The sequence below is a fragment of the Spirillospora sp. NPDC046719 genome (assembly GCF_040645715.1).
Classification (GTDB): Bacteria; Actinomycetota; Actinomycetes; order Streptosporangiales; family Streptosporangiaceae; genus Spirillospora.
The window spans coordinates 1-16,524 of the sequence record NZ_JBEYYT010000200.1 but is presented as its reverse complement, the minus strand read 5'-3'; the positions used below and the strand labels follow the sequence as shown (position 1 = coordinate 16,524).

Sequence of the window (16,524 nt, the reverse complement as noted above, 5' to 3'; positions counted from 1 at the left end):
GGCCGGAGGCGTCGCGTCCGGGGTCCTGGTCGTCGACGTCCGCGATCAGCGCGCGCAGCAGCCGGACGGCGGGGTCGGCCGAGCCCTCGTCGCCGTCGGCGGCGCGGGCGCATTCGCCGGCGGCGCGTTTCTCGCCGGCGGCGCGGTCAGCCGCGGGACGGCCAGTGGAGCCGGCAGCGCGCCGCGCCGCCAGCGCGTCGATGAGCGCGTCGGTACGGCGCACCGCGCCGAGATCGGCGAGCAGGGTGACCGCCGGGGCCGGCGGCCGGCTCCCCGGCTCGCGGGTCCCGCCGGAGTTCGAAGGCCCGACCGGATCCGGGGCGCCAGGGCTCCGCTCCGTCAAGCGATCGACTCCTCTCTGGCCATCGCGCGGAGCCGGGCCAGGGCCCGGTGCTGCGCGACCCGTACCGCCCCCGCGGACATGCCCAGCACATTACCGGTCTCCTCCGCCGACAGGCCCGCCACCACGCGCAGCAGCACCAGCTCGCGCTGGTGGTCGGGGAGCCGCGTGAGCAGGTCGCGGGCGCGCTGCGCCTCGATGTAGCGGACCACCGTCTCCTCGGGTCCCGGACGGTCGTCCGGGCCGTCGGGCAGGTCCTCGGTGGGCACGGCCGCGCGGACCGCGCTGCGCAGCGCGTCGGCGATCTTGTGCGAGGCGATGCCGAAGACGAAGGACGCGAACGGGCGCCCCATGTCGCGGTAGCGGGGCAGCGCCGACAGCACCGCGATGCAGACCTCCTGGGCCACGTCGTCGGCGATGTGGTACTGCCCGGAGACCCGGCCGAGACGCGCGCGGCAGTAGCGCACGATCATCGGGCGGACCTCGCCGATGAGCACCTCGATGGCGCCCGGATCGCCCTGCACGGCGAGGTTGGCGAGTTCCCGGAGGTCGCCGTCGCCCTCGTTCGCCGCGCGGAGCACGCGCATGCGGCGGCCGGTGTCGTGGCGCGGCGGAGGGGCCGGTCCCCCCGAGGGTTCGACAGCGCGCGCGGTCATGGTCCCGGCGTAGCTTCCCTCGGTCACGTCAAGCATGATGCCCAGCACCGCCGGGCGTGTCGCCACTGTCGTCGGCAACGGAATGGTCACAGTGCGGGGACGAGCCCGGAAATACCACGCATTGCTGTCACTCCAGTGCCCAGAGTGGCGGCGCGGCCCTCCCCCATGCGGAGAGAGATGTGTTCCTCACCGCGCGGACAGAACGGCGGCGGGAGGGAAGGAACGGCGGGGGAGGAACGGCGGCGGAGGAACGGCGAAGGCCCCCGCCCGGTGACGGACGGGGGCCTCGGTGATCTCCGCGGCGGGCGAGCCGCACGCCCGCCGAGAACGGACGATCAGTGACCGTGGCCGTGGCCGTGCCCGTGGCCGCCGGCCGCCGGCTCCTCCTCCTCGGGCTTGTCCACGACGAGCGCCTCGGTGGTGAGCAGCATGCCCGCGATCGACGCGGCGTTGGTGACGGCCGAACGGGTCACCTTGACCGGGTCGATGACGCCCTGGGCGATCAGGTCGCCGTACTCGCCGGTGGCGGCGTTGTAGCCGTGGCCCGGCTGCAGCTCCTGCACCTTGGAGACGACGACGTAGCCCTCCTGGCCGGCGTTCTCGGAGATCCAGCGCAGCGGCTCGACCAGCGCGCGGCGCACCGCGTCCGCGCCGGTGGCCTCGTCGCCGGACAGGCCGAGGGCGTCGAAGCCCTCCTTGGCCACGTGCACCAGCGCGCTGCCGCCGCCGGACACGATGCCCTCCTCGATCGCCGCGCGGGTCGCCGAGATGGCGTCCTCCAGGCGGTGCTTCTTCTCCTTCAGCTCCACCTCGGTGGCGGCGCCGACGCGCAGCACGCAGACCCCGCCGGCCAGCTTGGCCAGGCGCTCCTGCAGCTTCTCGCGGTCCCAGTCGGAGTCGGAGTTCTCGATCTCGACCTTGATCTGGTTGACCCGCGCGGTGATCTCGTCCGCGGAGCCCTCACCGTCGACGATGGTGGTGGCGTCCTTGGTGACGGTGATGCGGCGGGCGCGGCCGAGGTCCTCGAGCCCGATCGAGTCGAGCTTGAGGCCGATGGCCTCGCTGACGACCTGGCCGCCGGTGAGGGTGGCCATGTCGCCCAGCATCGCCTTGCGGCGGTCGCCGAAGCCCGGCGCCTTGACGGCGACGGAGGTGAAGGTGCCGCGGATCTTGTTGGCGACGAGCAGCGCCAGGGCCTCGCCCTCGACGTCCTCGGCCACGACCAGCAGCGGCTTCTTGGTCTGGGCGACCTTCTCCGCCAGCGGCAGGAACTCCTGCACGTTGGAGATCTTGCCGTCCACGATGAGCACGTAGGCGTCCTCCAGGACGGCCTCCATGCGCTCGGGGTCGGTGACCATGTGCGGCGACAGGTAGCCCTTGTCGAACTGGAGGCCCTCGGTGAACTCCAGCTCGAGGCCCATGGTGTGGGCCTCCTCGACGGTGATGACGCCGTCCTTGCCGACCTTGTCGAACGCCTCGGCGATCAGCTCGCCGATCTGCGCGTCCTGGGCGGAGATGGTGGCGACGTGCGCGATCTCGCCCTTCTCGTCGACCTCGCGGGCCGACTTCAGGAGCTGGTCGGACACGTGCTGGGCGGCCGCGTCGATACCGCGCTTGAGGCCGAGCGGCGAGGCGCCGGCGGCCACGTTGCGGATGCCCTCGCGGACGAGGGCCTGGGCGAGGACGGTCGCCGTGGTGGTGCCGTCGCCCGCGATGTCGTTGGTCTTGGTCGCCACTTCCTTGGCGAGCTGGGCCCCGAGGTTCTCGTAGGGGTCCTCCAGCTCCACCTCGCGGGCGATGGTGACGCCGTCGTTGGTGATGGTCGGCGCGCCGAACTTCTTGTCGATGACGACGTTGCGGCCGCGCGGGCCGATCGTCACCTTGACGGCGTCCGCGAGAGCGTTGACGCCGCGCTCAAGAGCCCGGCGAGCGTCCTCCTCGAACTCCAGGATCTTCGCCATGGGGTTAACTCCTATGTCACGCGATCCGCCCCGGCCGCCCCGCCGGTGGGCGGCGCGGGCCGGGGCGGGCGCATCACGTCTCGGTGATTACTTCTCGATGACCGCGAGCACGTCGCGGGCCGAGAGGACGAGGTAGTCCTCGCCGTTGTACTTGACCTCGGTGCCGCCGTACTTGCTGTAGAGCACGACCTCGCCGACCTTGACGTCGACCGGGACGCGCTCGCCCTTGTCGTCGACGCGGCCCGGGCCGACGGCCAGGACGGTGCCCTCCTGCGGCTTCTCCTTGGCGGTGTCCGGGATCACCAGGCCGGAGGCGGTGGTGGTCTCGGCCTCAAGCGGCTGGACGACGATGCGGTCCTCGAGCGGCTTGAGAACAACCTTGGTGGCGGTCGTCACGATCTGACCTCCCCTTCGATTGGTCCTCGGCGGCCATGGCAGGCCGCCGGCACATGTGACAGAGAGGCGACCCTGGACCGGCCTGTCGTCGCGGGTGCCAGACCGACCTTGTCGCTGTGTTGGCACTCTCGCATTGAGAGTGCCAGTCAGTGAGACTATGCCGTGCCCGTTGGCCCGTCAACACGGACACGGAGGCACGGCCCGCGGCGTTCCGGCGCGTTCACCCGCGGATCACCCGGGCGCCGCGCTCGGTACGGTCCAGGCATGGACATCGCGTCGTTCCGGGAGCTGCTCACCCCCGCCGGCCAGGCACTTCTGGCAGAGGCGGGCGAAGCAGACATCTCGGAGGCCGGGTTGCTCGGCACGGCGTCGCGGCTGCGCGAGCGGCACGGGGCGGACCTCGTGGCGGCGGCGCTGACGCAGGTGCGGCTCCGGCGGCGCGCCGAGGCGAAGTTCGGTTCCGACGCGGGCCGCATGTACTTCACCCAGGCGGGCCTGGAGCAGTCCACGCGTGCGAGCGTGGCGGCGCATCGCGCGCGACGCTTCGCCTCGGGACTGCCCGCAGGCGCGCGCGTACTGGAACTGGGGTGCGGCATCGGTGCCGACCTTATGGCGCGTTCCCGAGTGGGTCTGACGGGCGACGGCGTTGAACGCGATCCGCTGACGGCCGAGGTGGCCGGCGCCAACGTGACGGCGTTCGGCTTGGACGGCCTCGTGCGCGTGCGCGTAGGCGACGCCTTGGACGAGGACCCGGACGGGTACGCGGCCGTGTTCGCCGACCCCGGCCGCCGGACGGCACGGGGCCGCGTCTTCGACCCGCGCTCCTACGAGCCGCCGCTCGACGCCGTCCTCGGCCTCGCCGGACGGGCGCCGGCCGCGTGCGTCAAGGTCGCGCCCGGCATCCCGCACGAGGCCGTGCCGGACGGCGCGGAGGCGGAGTGGGTGTCGGTCGGCGGGGACGTGAAGGAGGCCGCCCTGTGGCTGGGCGGCCTCGCCGGGGACGTGGGACGCCGCGCCACACTCCTGCCCTCGGGCTCCCCCTCGGGCGCCCCTTCGGGCGACCCGTCCGGCGGGGAGGCGGCCACGCTGGTCCCGGCCGGGCTCGGCGATCCGGACGTCCGCCCCTGGGGCCGCTACCTCTACGAGCCGGACGGGGCCGTCATCCGGGCGCATCTCGTCGCCGAGGTCGCGGACCTGGTCGGCGGCGGGCTCGCGGACCCGCACATCGCCTACGTCACGTCCGACGAGCTGCGCCCGACGCCGTTCGCGTCCGCGTACGAGATCGACGGCGTGCTGCCGTTCTCGGTGAAGCGCCTCAAGGCCGAGCTGCGGCGCCTCGGGACCGGCGTGCTGACGGTCAAGAAGCGGGGGTCGGCGGTCGACGTGGACCGGCTCCGCCGGGACCTCGGCTTCGGCGGGCGGCGGCCCGGGTACGGCGCCACCGAGACCACGGTGGTGGTGACGCGGGTCGGCCGGGACCCGGTCGCGCTGCTCGCCCGGCCCGTCGCGCGGCCCGGGACGGCGGACGCCGACCCGCCCAGGGCGGGCCGCGCCCGCTAAACGGTCCAAAGATCTCCGCACGGCACCGCAACGCCAAGGACGTCCGTGGGACGCACCATGCCCGTGCAAATCATCGGCGCTTTTCTGTATTGCGTTCACCAGGGATTCCGGGCGCCTGGCAAGGTGGGTGCGGCGGCAGGCGAAACGGCACGGCCACATCCAGGGACGGCAAAACACCAAGGCAGGTTCAGCGATCGGGTTCCGGGCTCCCACGAATGCCGGCCTGAAATGGCCGCGGGCCGGGCGTCGAGGCGCCCGGCCGGACGTCCCCGCGCCGGGGCGCCCGGCCGGACGGGCGGCTCGGGAACTGCCGATGTTGGACGAGATGTACGGACAGAGCCCCCGCCGCAGGCGCTCCGGCGGCGTCCGGGCGCCGGCGCGGTGACGGAACCGACCGCCACAATCACCCCGAAGCCCTCAAACCGCGGAAATCACCTTATGGACGGTGGTCAACGTCAATTCACACCATCGGGATAACAGGCGCATTCCGCAGAACCCGCGACGTTCCCTGCTACCCGTTATAGCGGCGCTTCACACGCACTACAGTGGCGACTTCACGATTCATTGCCGTGCGCCATTTCGACGCGTCCGGCACACGAAGGAGCATCGGGTGGAAACGAATCACAACTTCCTGCAGACGGGGGGTCAACCGGTCTCGGATCGGATGCGGGAGTTGCTCGCCCGTGCGGCGCAGGACCACGTCTATGAACAGCGCTCACAGGGTCAGGTCCTGGACGAGATCCGCCAGCGGCTGGAGGGTATGGAGTGGCTGCTCCGCGAGGTCCGCGAGCGCGAGCTCAGCGGGCTGACCGGGCAGCTCGACAGCGTGCGGGGCCAGGTCGACGAGCTGGTCGGCAAGCCCCCCGAATGGGCCGAGGGGCTGGCCGAGCACATCGACGGCCTCGGCGAGCGGGTCAAGCCGGTCGCCGAGCTCCCCGCGCTGTGGGCCGACGTCGGCGTCGTCGCCGAGAACGTCGACGAGGGGCTGACCCGCATCCAGGCCGTCCTCGACTCCGCGCAGCACATCACCGACGCCACCCAGCAGGCGTCGCAGCGCATGGAGGAGATGACCAAGCGGCTGGACAAGCTCCAGGGCAGCATGGAGGCCGCGTCCGTCCGCTTCAACCGGCTGGACAAGTCGCTGGCCGAGCTCGGGCACCGGTCCGAGCGGCTGGAGCACTCGATCACCGGCGTCACGGCACGGGTCGACCAGTCGCTCGGGGAGATGGCCGAGCGGATGGAGCAGGGTCTCGAGGCGGTCAACGGCCGGGTCGAGGGCGTCGGCGGCCGCCTCGACGGGCTGGACGGGCGGCTGGACGGGGTCGACGGGCGCCTCGAGGGCGTGTCGGGCAAGCTGGAGGGTCTGGACGGCCGGTTCGAGAGCATCGACGGCCGGATCGACGGCGTGGGCGAGCGCATCGCGCGGCTCCCGGCCACGCTGGAGATCGCCGAGATGCACCGGGTGCTGGGCGAGCTGGCGCGGCGCCCGCCGATGGACCACAGCGACCGGTTCGACGCGCTGGAGAAGCACCTGGCCGACGCGGTCGACCCGCTGATCGAGGAGCTGCGCGCCCGGCCGGACCGCGACGAGGTCAAGGCCACGATGTCGCAGATCGCCGAGACGGCCTACAGCGACGTCGCCCGGCGCATGGACGAGTTCTCCCGCCGGTTCGAGGACGTGCACGACGACGTCCGCAAGCGGATCGAGGGCATCCACGAGGAGGTCGCCAAGCGCGTCGACGTGGCGCTGGAGGAGTTCACCGCGCAGGTCGACCTCGTGTCCCGCCGGGTGGAGTCGGTGCACACCGACGTCACCAAGCAGGTCGAGTCCGTGCACAGCGAGGTGGTGCGGCAGGTCAGCGGGGTGCACGACGACTTCGGCAAGCGGATCGGCGACATCCACGAGGACGTCAGCCGGCAGGTCGGGGCCATCAACGACAACGTCGCCAAGCAGGTCGCCGGGATGCAGGAGGACATGGCCCGCCAGGTCGGCGGCGCGCAGGAGGAGTTCGGGCGCCGGGTGGACGGCGTGCAGGACGAGGTGACGCGCCGGGCCGAGGCGGTGCAGGCCGAGTTCGCCAAGCGGTTCTCGTACGTGCAGGACGAGGTCGGAAGGAAGGTCGACGGCGTCCACGACGATGTGTCGAAGCAGGTCAACGCGGTGCACGAGGACGTGCTGAAGCGGCTGTCCACGCTGGAGGAGACGATGCTCGCGCTGGCCGAGGCCCTCCTGCGCCCCCGCCGCGACGGCAAGGACTAGCGACGGCGGGGAGGGGCGACGACGAGGACCGGCGAGGACGAGCGACGGGGTACGGGCTCCGGGATACGGGTCGGGTGGGGTCGCGGCGCGGCCCCACCCTGCGCCGTGTCCCGCGCCGTCGCCGCCCCCTCGGCCAGGGCTTCGGATACCCCACCGGATCCATCGAGTTCGTCCGGGTAACCGGCGCGATGACCGGAGAGCCTCCACCAAGACCCCGCGATGACGTGCATTTTGTTACGTTCCGTCTTCGCAAAATCACTCCCAATACCCTTCGGAATCCGTTTTCATGGATCTCGTGACTCCCACACCGGCCCAGTGCCTGCCGACCGGCGCCCTGCCCGGCCACGCCATCCTGCGCTGGGTCGAGGGCTGTCTCGGCGAGGGCGCCGAGGTGCGGATGGTGCGGCCGCTGCCCGGCGGCACCGCGCACGCCAACCACGCGCTCGTCGTCGAGACGCCGTCCGGCAGCGCGCACCGGCTCGTGCTGCGCCGGTGGACCGGGCGCGACTCCGGCCTGGACGCGGGCCCCGGCCGCCGCTCCTACGGCGACACCGAGTTCTCCCCCGAACGCGAGATCGCCGCGCTCGCGCTGCTCGCCGGCTGCGAGATCCCGACCCCCGAGCTCGTCGCCGCCGACCCGTCCGGCGCGCACTGCGACGTCCCCGCCCTGCTGATCACCCGGCTGACCGGCCACCCGCCGCGCCCGTCCCCCGACGACCTGCCCGAGTACCTCATCCAGCTGGCCGCCGCCCTGCTGCCCGTGCACGCGCTGAACGGCGCGGCCACGATGCCGCCGTACGTCCCCTACAACCGGCTCGACCAGCGGCTCCCGCCCAAGCACGCGCTCCGCCCGCAGCTGTGGGAGCGCGCCTTCGAGGTCGCCGCCGGGCCGGCCCCCGAGGCGCCCGCCCGGTTCGTCCACCGCGACTACCACCCCGACAACACGCTGTGGTCCTACGGCAAGCTGACCGGCGTGGTCGACTGGTCGGACGCCTCGTCGGGGCCCGTCGCCGTCGACGTCGCGCGCATGCGCCGCGCCCTGGCGCTCCGCTACGGGGTGCCAGTCGCCGACCGCTTCCTCGGATCGTTCGACCAGGTCTCCGGCGGCTACACGCACCACCCGTACTGGGACGTCCGCTGCCTGCTCGACCTGCTCCCCGAGGACGACGGCCGGATCGTCGACGAGGCCAAGGTCCCCCTCTTCGAGGACTACCTCGACGCCCTGCTGGCCGCCCTCAGAGGGTGACGGACTCGATCGGCAGGCTGGAGTCGGCCGGAAGGTCCAGGTCGGACGGGGCGAGGCCGGAGGCGACGAGTTCGGACCCGAGCGCGGCGACCATCGCGCCGTTGTCGGTGCAGAGCTTCGGGCGCGGGACGCGCAGCCGGACGCCCGCGGCCTCGCAGCGCTCGGCGGCGAGGGCGCGCAGCCGGGAGTTCGCCGCGACACCGCCGCCGATCAGCAGGTCGCGCACGCCGTTGTCCTTGCAGACCTTGAGGGCCTTCTGGGTGAGGACGTCCACGACGGCCTCCTGGAACGACGCGGCGACGTCCGGGACGGGGACGGCCTCGCCCGCGCGCTCCTTCGCCTCCACCCACCGGGCCACGGCGGTCTTCAGGCCGGAGAACGAGAAGTCGTAGGTGCCGTCGTTGTACTTGCCGCGCGGGAACGCGATCGCGGCGGGGTCGCCCTCGCGGGCCATCCGGTCGATCACCGGGCCGCCCGGGAAGCCGAGGCCGAGGACCCGCGCGACCTTGTCGAACGCCTCGCCCGCCGCGTCGTCGACGGTGCTGCCGAGCGAGCGGACGTCGCCCGCCACGTCCGGGACGAGCAGCAGCGAGGAGTGCCCGCCGGACACCAGCATCGCGACGCACGGCTTCGGCAGCGGCCCGTGCTCCAGCTGGTCGACGCAGACGTGCGCGGCGAGGTGGTTGACGCCGTACAGCGGCTTGCCGAGCGACAGCGCGTACGCCTTGGCGGCGGCGACGCCGACCATCAGGGCGCCGGGCAGGCCCGGGCCGGCGGTGACGGCGAACGCGTCGATGTCGTCGAACGTCACGCGCGCCTCGTTCAGGGCCCGCTCGACGGTCGGGCCCATCGCCTCCAGGTGCGCGCGGGACGCGACCTCGGGCACCACGCCGCCGAACCGGGCGTGCTGCTCGACGCTGGAGGCGATCGCGTCGGCCAGCAGCGTGTGCCCGCGGACGATGCCGACGCCCGTCTCGTCGCACGAGGTCTCGATGCCGAGGACCAGCGGCTCTTCGCGGATCATCAATTCCCCCTGGTGAAGCCCACCGGGCGGCGCTCCAGACGGCGGCACATGACGACCGCGTCCACGTCGGCGGGCTGGTAGTAGCGCTTGCGGACGCCGACCTCGAAGAACCCGAACCGCTCGTAGAGCCGGCGCGCGGGCGGGTTGTCGGCGCGGACCTCCAGGAACACCGCCTCGGCGTTGCGCCGGGACGCCTCGTCGATCAGCTCGGCGAGCAGCGCCGCGCCGATCCCGGCGCCGCGCCGGTCGGCGCGGACCCCGATCGTCTGCACGTCGGCCTGCCCGCCCGCGGCGGCGAGGCCCGCGTAGCCGACGATGTCGCCGTCGGGCTCCTCGGCGACGACGTAGTGGCGGGTGTCCGGCTGCCCGGAGAGCTCGTCGGCGAGCATCTGCGGGCTCCAGGCGTCGTCGGGGAACAGCACCTGCTCCAGCAGGTGGACGGCCGCCAGGTCCTTCGGGGTCATCCCGCGGAGCACGACGCCGGTCGCCATGCCGGTCACCGCGGCGTCACCTTCTTGCGGGGGCCGGGCTCCCGCGCGTCGGGACGGCGCAGGTAGAGCGGTTCGGGCGGCAGCAGGTCGGGGCCCTTCTCGCCGGCGAGCCGCGCGACGGCGAGCTCCGCGACGGCGGACGCGGTGGGCAGCAGCGGCTCGTGCCCGGACTCGCCGAGCACCTCGGGGTACAGGGCGGCGCCCTCGCCGATGACGGGGAGGCCCTCGGGCGCGCCGTCCAGGACGTCGGACGCGGGGCCGACGGCGGGTTCGGTGGCGCGCGCGCGGGACGAGTCGTACCGCGCCCAGTACACCTCCTTGCGGCGGGCGTCCGTGGCGACGGCGAACGGCTCGTCGCGCGCGGCGGCCCAGGCGATGGCGTCGAGGGTGCAGACGCCGTGCACCGGGATGCTCAGGGACGCGCCCATGGCGCGGGCCGTGACCAGCCCGACCCGCAGGCCCGTGTACGGGCCGGGGCCGACGCCGACGGCGATCGCGCTGAGGGTGTCGGGCGCCGCGCCGGCCTCCGCCAGCACCGCCTTGATGGCCGGGGTGAGCAGCTCGGTGTGCCGGCGCCGGTCGACGGCCTCGGCGTGGCCGCGGCGCCGCGCGCCCTCGCCGGGGATCCACTCATGAAGCGCCACCGTGATCGCGGCGGTCGCGGTGTCGAAAGCCAAGACCAGCACGGGTTGTAAGCCTAGTCCAGACTCCGCCCTGGACGGTCCCCATCTGCGACGGAACGGCCCGGACGCCCCCGGCGCCCGTGCACCGCCGGTCGGGCGGGGCCGGTTCAGCCCTTGGCGAGCGCCTGAAGGACGGTCTTGGCCGCCTCGGTGGCGCCGTCGCCGGCGTCCTTGGACGACAGCGGGTCGCCGCCGTCGGAGCCGGAGTAGTGGATCGTGACCAGGACGTTCGCCAGCCGCACGTTGGTGATCGCCTCGCCGGACCCCTGCCCCTTGTCGACGCTGTAGACCAGGTAGCCCTCGTCGCCGACGCCCTTGAGGTCGCTCTTCTCGGTCAGCTCCTGGCCGGCGAGCAGCGACTTGCCGGACTCGTCGGCGCTGCGCTCGGAGGAGATCGTGCCCTGCGCGACGGCGGTCGGGGTCTGCGAGGCGGTCCCGGCGATCGCGCGCAGCTCGACGGTGAGCTGGCGCTTGTTGTCGCCCGCGTAGGCGCCCCAGACGCAGCCGTTCTGCTGCTCGTTGTTCTGGTAGTTGTCGGCCGGGTTGCGCTCGGAGCCGGGGGCGAGCCGGTTGATCAGGTCGTCGGCGACGACGGAGCAGGAGTCGGGCACCTCGGAGCGCTCGCCGCCGGCGGTCGGCGAGCTGTCGGCGCCGCTGCCGACGGCCTGGCCGGTCCCGTGCTCGGAGCCGCCGCCGACGCCGTGCAGGATGACGAACACGGCGAGCGCGCAGGCCGCCACGGCGCCGCCCGCGGCCAGCAGGATCGCACCCCGCCGGCCGCCGCGGCGCTCGCGGGCGACCCGGTGGCTGCCGCTGCCGGACCGGTAGCCGCCGCTTCCCGCGCGGTGGCCGCCGCTTCCGGATGCGTATCCCCCGCTCTCAGAGGCGTAGCCGCCGCTGCCGGACGCGTATCCCCCGCTGCCCGAACGCGAGCCGCCGCCCTCCGTGCGGTAGCCGCCACTGGCGGAGCGGTAGTCGCCGCTGTCCGCTTCGTAGCGGTCCCGCCGCGAGTAGCCGCCGCTGTCGGCCGGGTAGTTGCCGCTGCCCGAGCCGGTCTCGTAGCTGCCGCCCGTCCGGTAGTCGCCGATCGGGTAGCTCCCGCTCTCCGAGGGGTAGCCGCCGGAGGGGCGGCCGCCCGGCGGGTAGCGGCCGCTTTCGGACACGTACGCGCCGCCGCCGGTCGAGTAGCGTCCGCTTCCGGCCGCGGAGCCCCCGCCTCCGGTGGGATAACCGCCGCTCTCGGTCGAGTAGCCGCCACCTGCCGTGGAGTAGCCGCCGCTCTCGGTGGGGTAGCCGCCGCTCGTGGAGTAGCGGCCGCTGTCGCCGGACCGGTCGCCGCCCTGGGTGGGGTATCCACCGGTCGAGTAGCCGCCCGTGGGGTAGCCGCCGGTCGAGGAGTCACCCGTCGGGTATTGGCCGGTCGGGTAGCCGCCGGTGGAGTAACCGCCCGTGGGGTAGCCGCCGGACGGCCCGCTCTCGAAGCCCCCGGTGCTCACCTGGTGGCCGCCCGTGCCCGAGGCACGGCGGCCGTCCTGTCCCGGGTACGGCGCGTACTCGCCGTCCCCCGTGCGGTCGTCGCCGCTGCGATGGCTGCCACTCACCGGATCCCACTCCTGCTGTGAGGAAATCTCTGATATGTCGCGAAGGTGAGGTTCGTTCCGGCAAAGAGTACGACATCTCACAGCAAAGTGGTCCGGGCGCACTTACCGAATTCGGGGAAGATCTCCGATCCTTCTCAGACCAGGTCGGCGGGCAGGTCGCGCCAGCGATCACCGACCCCTTCGATCCTTACTTCGCGGATCTCGCCCGGCCCCTCCCCGCGGGAAATGATCACTTCCAGCCGGTCGTCGGCGAGGCCCTCCGCGAGCCCTTCTCCCCATTCCACGATCGTCACCGATTCCGCCAGCGAGGCGTCCAGATCGAGATCGTCGAGCTCGGCGAAACCGCCCAGCCGGTAGGCGTCCACGTGCACCAGCGGCGGCCCGCCCGCCAGCGACGGGTGCACCCGCGCGATGACGAACGTCGGCGAGGTCACCGGCCCGCGGACCTTCAGGCCCTCGCCGATCCCCTGCGTCAGCGTCGTCTTGCCCGCGCCGAGGTGCCCCGTCATCACCAGCAGGTCCCCGGCCCGCAGCAGCCCGGCGAGCCGGACCCCCAGCTCGCGCATGTCCCGGTCGGTCGGGACGGTCACCGTCATGCCGTTCACGCCGTCACGCCCTTCACGCCGTGCGCTCCTCCTCGTCCTCGTCGCAGCCGGGCCGGACGCGCTCGACCAGCCGGCGCAGGCCGCCGGTGACCACGCCCGGGTACTCCAGCGGCAGCACGTGCCCGGCCTCGTCCACCTCTACCAGCTCCGCGTCCGGCAGCGCCGCCGCGATCCGGCGGCCGTGCTCCGGCGGGGTCAGCCGGTCCCGGCCGCCCGCCAGCACCAGCACGGGCACCCGGCCCAGCGGCTCCAGCGCCGCGACCTTGTCGTGCACCATCAGCGCCGGATAGAACTCCGCGATCACGTCGATCGGCGTCGCCCTGATCATCTGCTCCAGGAAGTCCACCACCGTCGGGCTGACGTGCTTGTCGGCGAACGCCATCTTCCGGGTGACGACGAACGCCAGGTCGGCGCCCAGCCCGCGGGCCCGGTCCACCAGCTCGGCGCGCCGCCCGAGGCCCCGCAGCGTCCGCGGCGCCAGCGGGCGGACGACCTTCGCCAGCACCAGCGGCAGCCCCAGCGTCATCTCCGCGAGGTCCCCGCAGGAGGTGTTCACCAGCGCGACGCCGACGACCCGCGTCCCGAACAGCTCCGGGTGCGCGTCCGCCAGCGCCATGATCGACATGCCGCCCATCGAGTGCCCGACGAGGATCACCGGCCCCTCCGGGACCGCCGCCCGCAGCACCGCGTACAGGTCCTCGCCGGTCTGCTCGATCGTCGCGTGGGCCGGGTCGCTGCGCCCCGACCGGCCGTGGCTGCGCTGGTCCCAGAACACCGTCCGCAGCCGTCCCCGCAGGTCGCGGCGCTGGTAGTGCCACGAGTCGCGGTTCAGGCAGTAGCCGTGGCAGAACACGACCGTGAGCCCGGCGTCGTCCGGGCCGTCCACCTCGGCGTGCAGCTCCAGGCCGTCGGAGGCGCGGACGGTCAGCTCCCGGCCGCGCAGCTCGCCGAACGGCTCGTCCGCGTCCGGGTCGGGACGCAGCCGCACCCGGCCCACCGCGAGGTGCCGCAGGCCCACCGCCGCGCCGATCCCGGCCGCGCCGACGCCCGCCACGACCCCGGCGACGCCGATCCGCCGCCTGTTCCTGACGTCCATGCTCACGCCCCCTGCCGCCCCCGGTAGGCCCTCGGCACGCGGGACCCGATGCGGGTGACGATCTCATACGAGATGGTGCCGAGCGCCTCCGCCCACTCCTGCGCGGTCGGCTCGCCCCGGTCCCCCGGCCCGAACAGCACGATCTCCTCCCCCGGCGCCAGCTCGTCGTCACCGAGGTCGATGACGAACTGGTCCATGCAGACCCGCCCGGCGATCGTCCGGCGGCGCCCGGCCGCGAGGACCTCCAGCACGTTCGAGCCGTGCCGCGGGATGCCGTCCCCGTACCCGGCGGGCACCACCGCCAGGTTCGTCTCCCGCGCCGTGAAGTAGGTGTGCCCGTAGGACACGCCGCTGCCCGCCGGCACCCGCTTGACCAGCGCCGCGTCCGCGACCAGCGTCATCGCGGGCCGCAGTCCGAAGGTACCGAGGGACGGCACCGGCGTCAGCCCGTACGTCGCGATACCCGGCCGTACGAGGTCGAACCGCGCCTCCGGCAGCGTCAGCGCCGCCGCCGAGTTCGCCAGATGCCGGACCTCGAACCGCGCGCCCGCCTTCTCGGCGTGCTCCACCATCTCGGTGAACGCCCCGATCTGCGTGCCGATCGACGGGTGGCCCGGCTCGTCCGCGCAGGCGAAGTGCGACATCGCCCCGACCACCCGCAGGTGCCCGGCCGCCTCCGCCTTCAGCGCCGCGTCCACCAGGTCGTGCCAGTCCTGCCCGCGCGCCCCGCCCCGCGTCATGCCGGTGTCGGCCTTCAGGTGCACCCGCGCCGGGCGCCCCGCCAGCTCCGCCGCCCGGACCAGCTCGTCCACCAGCCATATCGCGCCCACGGTGACGTCGACGTCGCGCGCCACGGCCTGCTCGTACGGCTCGCCGGGCACGCCCAGGCACACCAGCGTCCGGACGTCCACGCCGGCGTCCCGCAGCGCCAGCGCCTCCGCCAGTTTCGCCACGCCCAGCCACGTCGCGCCGCCGGCCAGCGCCGCGCGCCCCGCCTCCACCAGGCCGTGCCCGTACGCCTCGGCCTTCACCATCGCCATCACGTCGGCGCCGCCCGCCCGCTCGCGCAGCAGCCCGACGTTCCCGGCAATGGCGTCCAGATCGACGCGCGCCTCCGCAGGAACCCTCATGGTTACCCAGTGTGCCGTTCCCCAGGCCGTGCCCGAAGCATCGCGGACAGGCCCCGTCCCCCGCAGGGCCCACCCCCGTGCGCCCTTTGCCTGATATGACGCACTTTCCCCGCCCCCGGTTCAGCCCGCGCCCGAGCCCTCCCTTGATCAAAACCCCCGCCCCGCACGCGAGCGCGTTATCTGACCGGCGGGGCGAAGCCGAAGGCGAGCCCGCTGGGCCGGGATTGCTTAAACACTGCGGAAGGCGTCGGGGAGGGCGGTGATGACGTCGTAGGCGCTGATCGGGGCCTCGGCGGCGGACGGGTGGGGCGCGGACGCGAGGCGCGCGGCGAGGCCGTGCAGGTAGGCGCCGGAGGCGGCCGCGTCGAGGGCCGGCATGCCGCCCGCGAGCAGGGCGCCGATCAGGCCGGACAGGACGTCGCCGGTGCCGGCGGTGGCCAGCCGCGGGGTGCCGGTCGGGTTCACGCGGACGGGGCGGTCCTGCTCGGCGACGAGCGTCGTGGAGCCCTTGAGCAGGACCGTCGCGGACAGTTCGGCGGCGGCGCGGCGGGCGTGCTCCAGCCGGCGGGCCTCGATGTCCTCGCGGGGGACGCCGAGGAGGCGGGACAGCTCGCCCGCGTGCGGGGTGAGGACGGTCGGCGCGGGCCGCAGCAGCAGGTCGCGGCGGCGGGCGAGGACGGTGAGGCCGTCGGCGTCGACGAGGACGGGCAGGTCGGTGGCCAGGACGGCCGCCAGCAGCGACTCGGCGGCGTCGCCGGTGCCGAGTCCGGGGCCGGCGACCCAGGCCTGGACGCGCCCGACGCGTTCGAGGACCTTCGGCTCGTGCGGGCCGGGGTCGATCACGGTGGTGACGACCTCGGGCCAGCGCTGCCGGACGAGCTCGACGGGGTGCGCGACGGAGGCGAAGCGGACCATCCCGGCGCCGCCGTGCACGGCGCCGCCGGTGCTGAGGACGGCGGCGCCGGTGTACTCGTCGCCGCCGGCGAGGATGCCGACGACGCCGCGCCGGTACTTGTCGGACTCGGGGCCGGGTTCGGGCGGGCGGACGTCGGCGGGGCGGGCGGCGACGACGTCGGGGTCGGGCAGGTCGTCGCCGAGGCCGATGTCGACGAGTTCGACGACGCCGCAGTGGGCGGCGCCGGGGTCGATGAGCAGGCCGGGCTTGTGGGTGCCGAAGGTGACGGTGATGTCGGCGTGGACGGCGTCGCCCTCGACGCAGCCGGTGCCGGCGTCGACGCCGCTCGGGACGTCGCAGGCGACGACGAGGCCGGGCGCGGCGGAGGCGAGGGCGGCGAGGCGGGCGTGCGGGTCGCGGAGGGCGCCGGTGCCGCCGATGCCGGTGAGGCCGTCGACGATGAGGTCGGCGCCGGCGATCGCGGGCTCGGGGTCGCCGTCGAGGAGGCGGCCGCCGGCGGCGCGCAGCGCGGCGAGCCCGGCTTCGTGGATCTTGGAGCCGGCCTGGACGGCGCGCACCC

Annotated in this window: 15 protein-coding genes; 3 read left to right on the top strand and 12 right to left on the bottom strand. The window is 73.9% G+C overall.

The window, feature by feature from the left end; translation table 11 throughout:
* The 4 genes from ABZ914_RS29220 to groES form a co-directional block, all read right to left on the bottom strand.
* A partial coding sequence (locus ABZ914_RS29220; RefSeq protein WP_500197096.1) for a hypothetical protein occupies positions 1–343 on the bottom strand: 343 nt, incomplete at its 3' end.
* Positions 340–927 carry a sigma-70 family RNA polymerase sigma factor gene (locus ABZ914_RS29215; RefSeq protein WP_151542703.1) on the bottom strand — a complete coding sequence of 196 codons (588 nt, stop codon included), beginning with the start codon at positions 925–927 and terminating at the stop codon, positions 340–342. The genes ABZ914_RS29220 and ABZ914_RS29215, both read right to left, overlap by 4 nt.
* Before the next feature lie 404 nt (positions 928–1,331).
* Positions 1,332–2,957 carry a chaperonin GroEL gene (gene groL / locus ABZ914_RS29210; RefSeq protein ID WP_387021796.1) on the bottom strand — a complete coding sequence of 542 codons (1,626 nt, stop codon included), beginning with the start codon at positions 2,955–2,957 and terminating at the stop codon, positions 1,332–1,334.
* 87 nt (positions 2,958–3,044) lie between these two features.
* Positions 3,045–3,353, bottom strand: a complete 309-nt coding sequence (gene groES, locus ABZ914_RS29205) for a co-chaperone GroES (RefSeq protein WP_089314894.1) — start codon at positions 3,351–3,353, stop codon at positions 3,045–3,047.
* Between the two features lie 264 nt (positions 3,354–3,617).
* Here groES and ABZ914_RS29200 point away from each other — a divergent pair, with 264 nt between their 5' ends.
* The 3 genes from ABZ914_RS29200 (at position 3,618) to ABZ914_RS29190 (ending at position 8,419) form a co-directional block, all read left to right on the top strand.
* Positions 3,618–4,913, top strand: coding sequence for a class I SAM-dependent methyltransferase (locus ABZ914_RS29200; protein WP_500197094.1), 1,296 nt, complete (start codon positions 3,618–3,620; stop codon positions 4,911–4,913).
* Between the two features lie 610 nt (positions 4,914–5,523).
* Positions 5,524–7,173: an apolipoprotein A1/A4/E domain-containing protein gene (locus tag ABZ914_RS29195; protein WP_500197092.1), complete on the top strand. Its 1,650-nt coding sequence runs from the start codon at positions 5,524–5,526 to the stop codon at positions 7,171–7,173.
* 286 nt (positions 7,174–7,459) lie between these two features.
* Entirely contained in the window at positions 7,460–8,419 is a 960-nt protein-coding gene (locus tag ABZ914_RS29190; RefSeq protein ID WP_433141996.1) for a phosphotransferase family protein, read from the top strand.
* Here ABZ914_RS29190 and tsaD read toward each other — a convergent pair.
* The 8 genes from tsaD to ABZ914_RS29150 form a co-directional block, all read right to left on the bottom strand.
* Positions 8,409–9,443 carry a tRNA (adenosine(37)-N6)-threonylcarbamoyltransferase complex transferase subunit TsaD gene (gene tsaD, locus ABZ914_RS29185; protein ID WP_190862720.1) on the bottom strand — a complete coding sequence of 345 codons (1,035 nt, stop codon included), beginning with the start codon at positions 9,441–9,443 and terminating at the stop codon, positions 8,409–8,411. The two genes, ABZ914_RS29190 and tsaD, sit on opposite strands and share 11 nt — an antisense overlap.
* Entirely contained in the window at positions 9,443–9,934 is a 492-nt protein-coding gene (gene rimI, locus ABZ914_RS29180; protein ID WP_190862747.1) for a ribosomal protein S18-alanine N-acetyltransferase, read from the bottom strand. Before rimI ends, tsaD begins: the two co-directional genes overlap by 1 nt.
* A 5-nt stretch (positions 9,935–9,939) precedes the next feature.
* Positions 9,940–10,620: a tRNA (adenosine(37)-N6)-threonylcarbamoyltransferase complex dimerization subunit type 1 TsaB gene (tsaB, locus tag ABZ914_RS29175; RefSeq protein WP_500197090.1), complete on the bottom strand. Its 681-nt coding sequence runs from the start codon at positions 10,618–10,620 to the stop codon at positions 9,940–9,942.
* Positions 10,621–10,724: 104 nt separating this feature from the next.
* The gene (locus ABZ914_RS29170) at positions 10,725–12,218 is read right to left on the bottom strand and encodes a hypothetical protein (protein WP_500197089.1); all 1,494 of its coding nucleotides are present in this window, start codon (positions 12,216–12,218) and stop codon (positions 10,725–10,727) included.
* A 134-nt stretch (positions 12,219–12,352) separates the two neighbouring features.
* Positions 12,353–12,814 carry a tRNA (adenosine(37)-N6)-threonylcarbamoyltransferase complex ATPase subunit type 1 TsaE gene (gene tsaE / locus ABZ914_RS29165; protein ID WP_387022250.1) on the bottom strand — a complete coding sequence of 154 codons (462 nt, stop codon included), beginning with the start codon at positions 12,812–12,814 and terminating at the stop codon, positions 12,353–12,355.
* A gap of 22 nt (positions 12,815–12,836) precedes the next feature.
* The gene (locus tag ABZ914_RS29160) at positions 12,837–13,919 is read right to left on the bottom strand and encodes an alpha/beta fold hydrolase (protein WP_500197088.1); all 1,083 of its coding nucleotides are present in this window, start codon (positions 13,917–13,919) and stop codon (positions 12,837–12,839) included.
* A gap of 2 nt (positions 13,920–13,921) precedes the next feature.
* Entirely contained in the window at positions 13,922–15,049 is a 1,128-nt protein-coding gene (gene alr / locus ABZ914_RS29155; protein ID WP_500197087.1) for an alanine racemase, read from the bottom strand.
* Between the two features lie 228 nt (positions 15,050–15,277).
* Positions 15,278–16,524: NAD(P)H-hydrate dehydratase (locus ABZ914_RS29150; RefSeq protein ID WP_500197085.1), on the bottom strand; the 1,247-nt coding region annotated here is incomplete at its 5' end.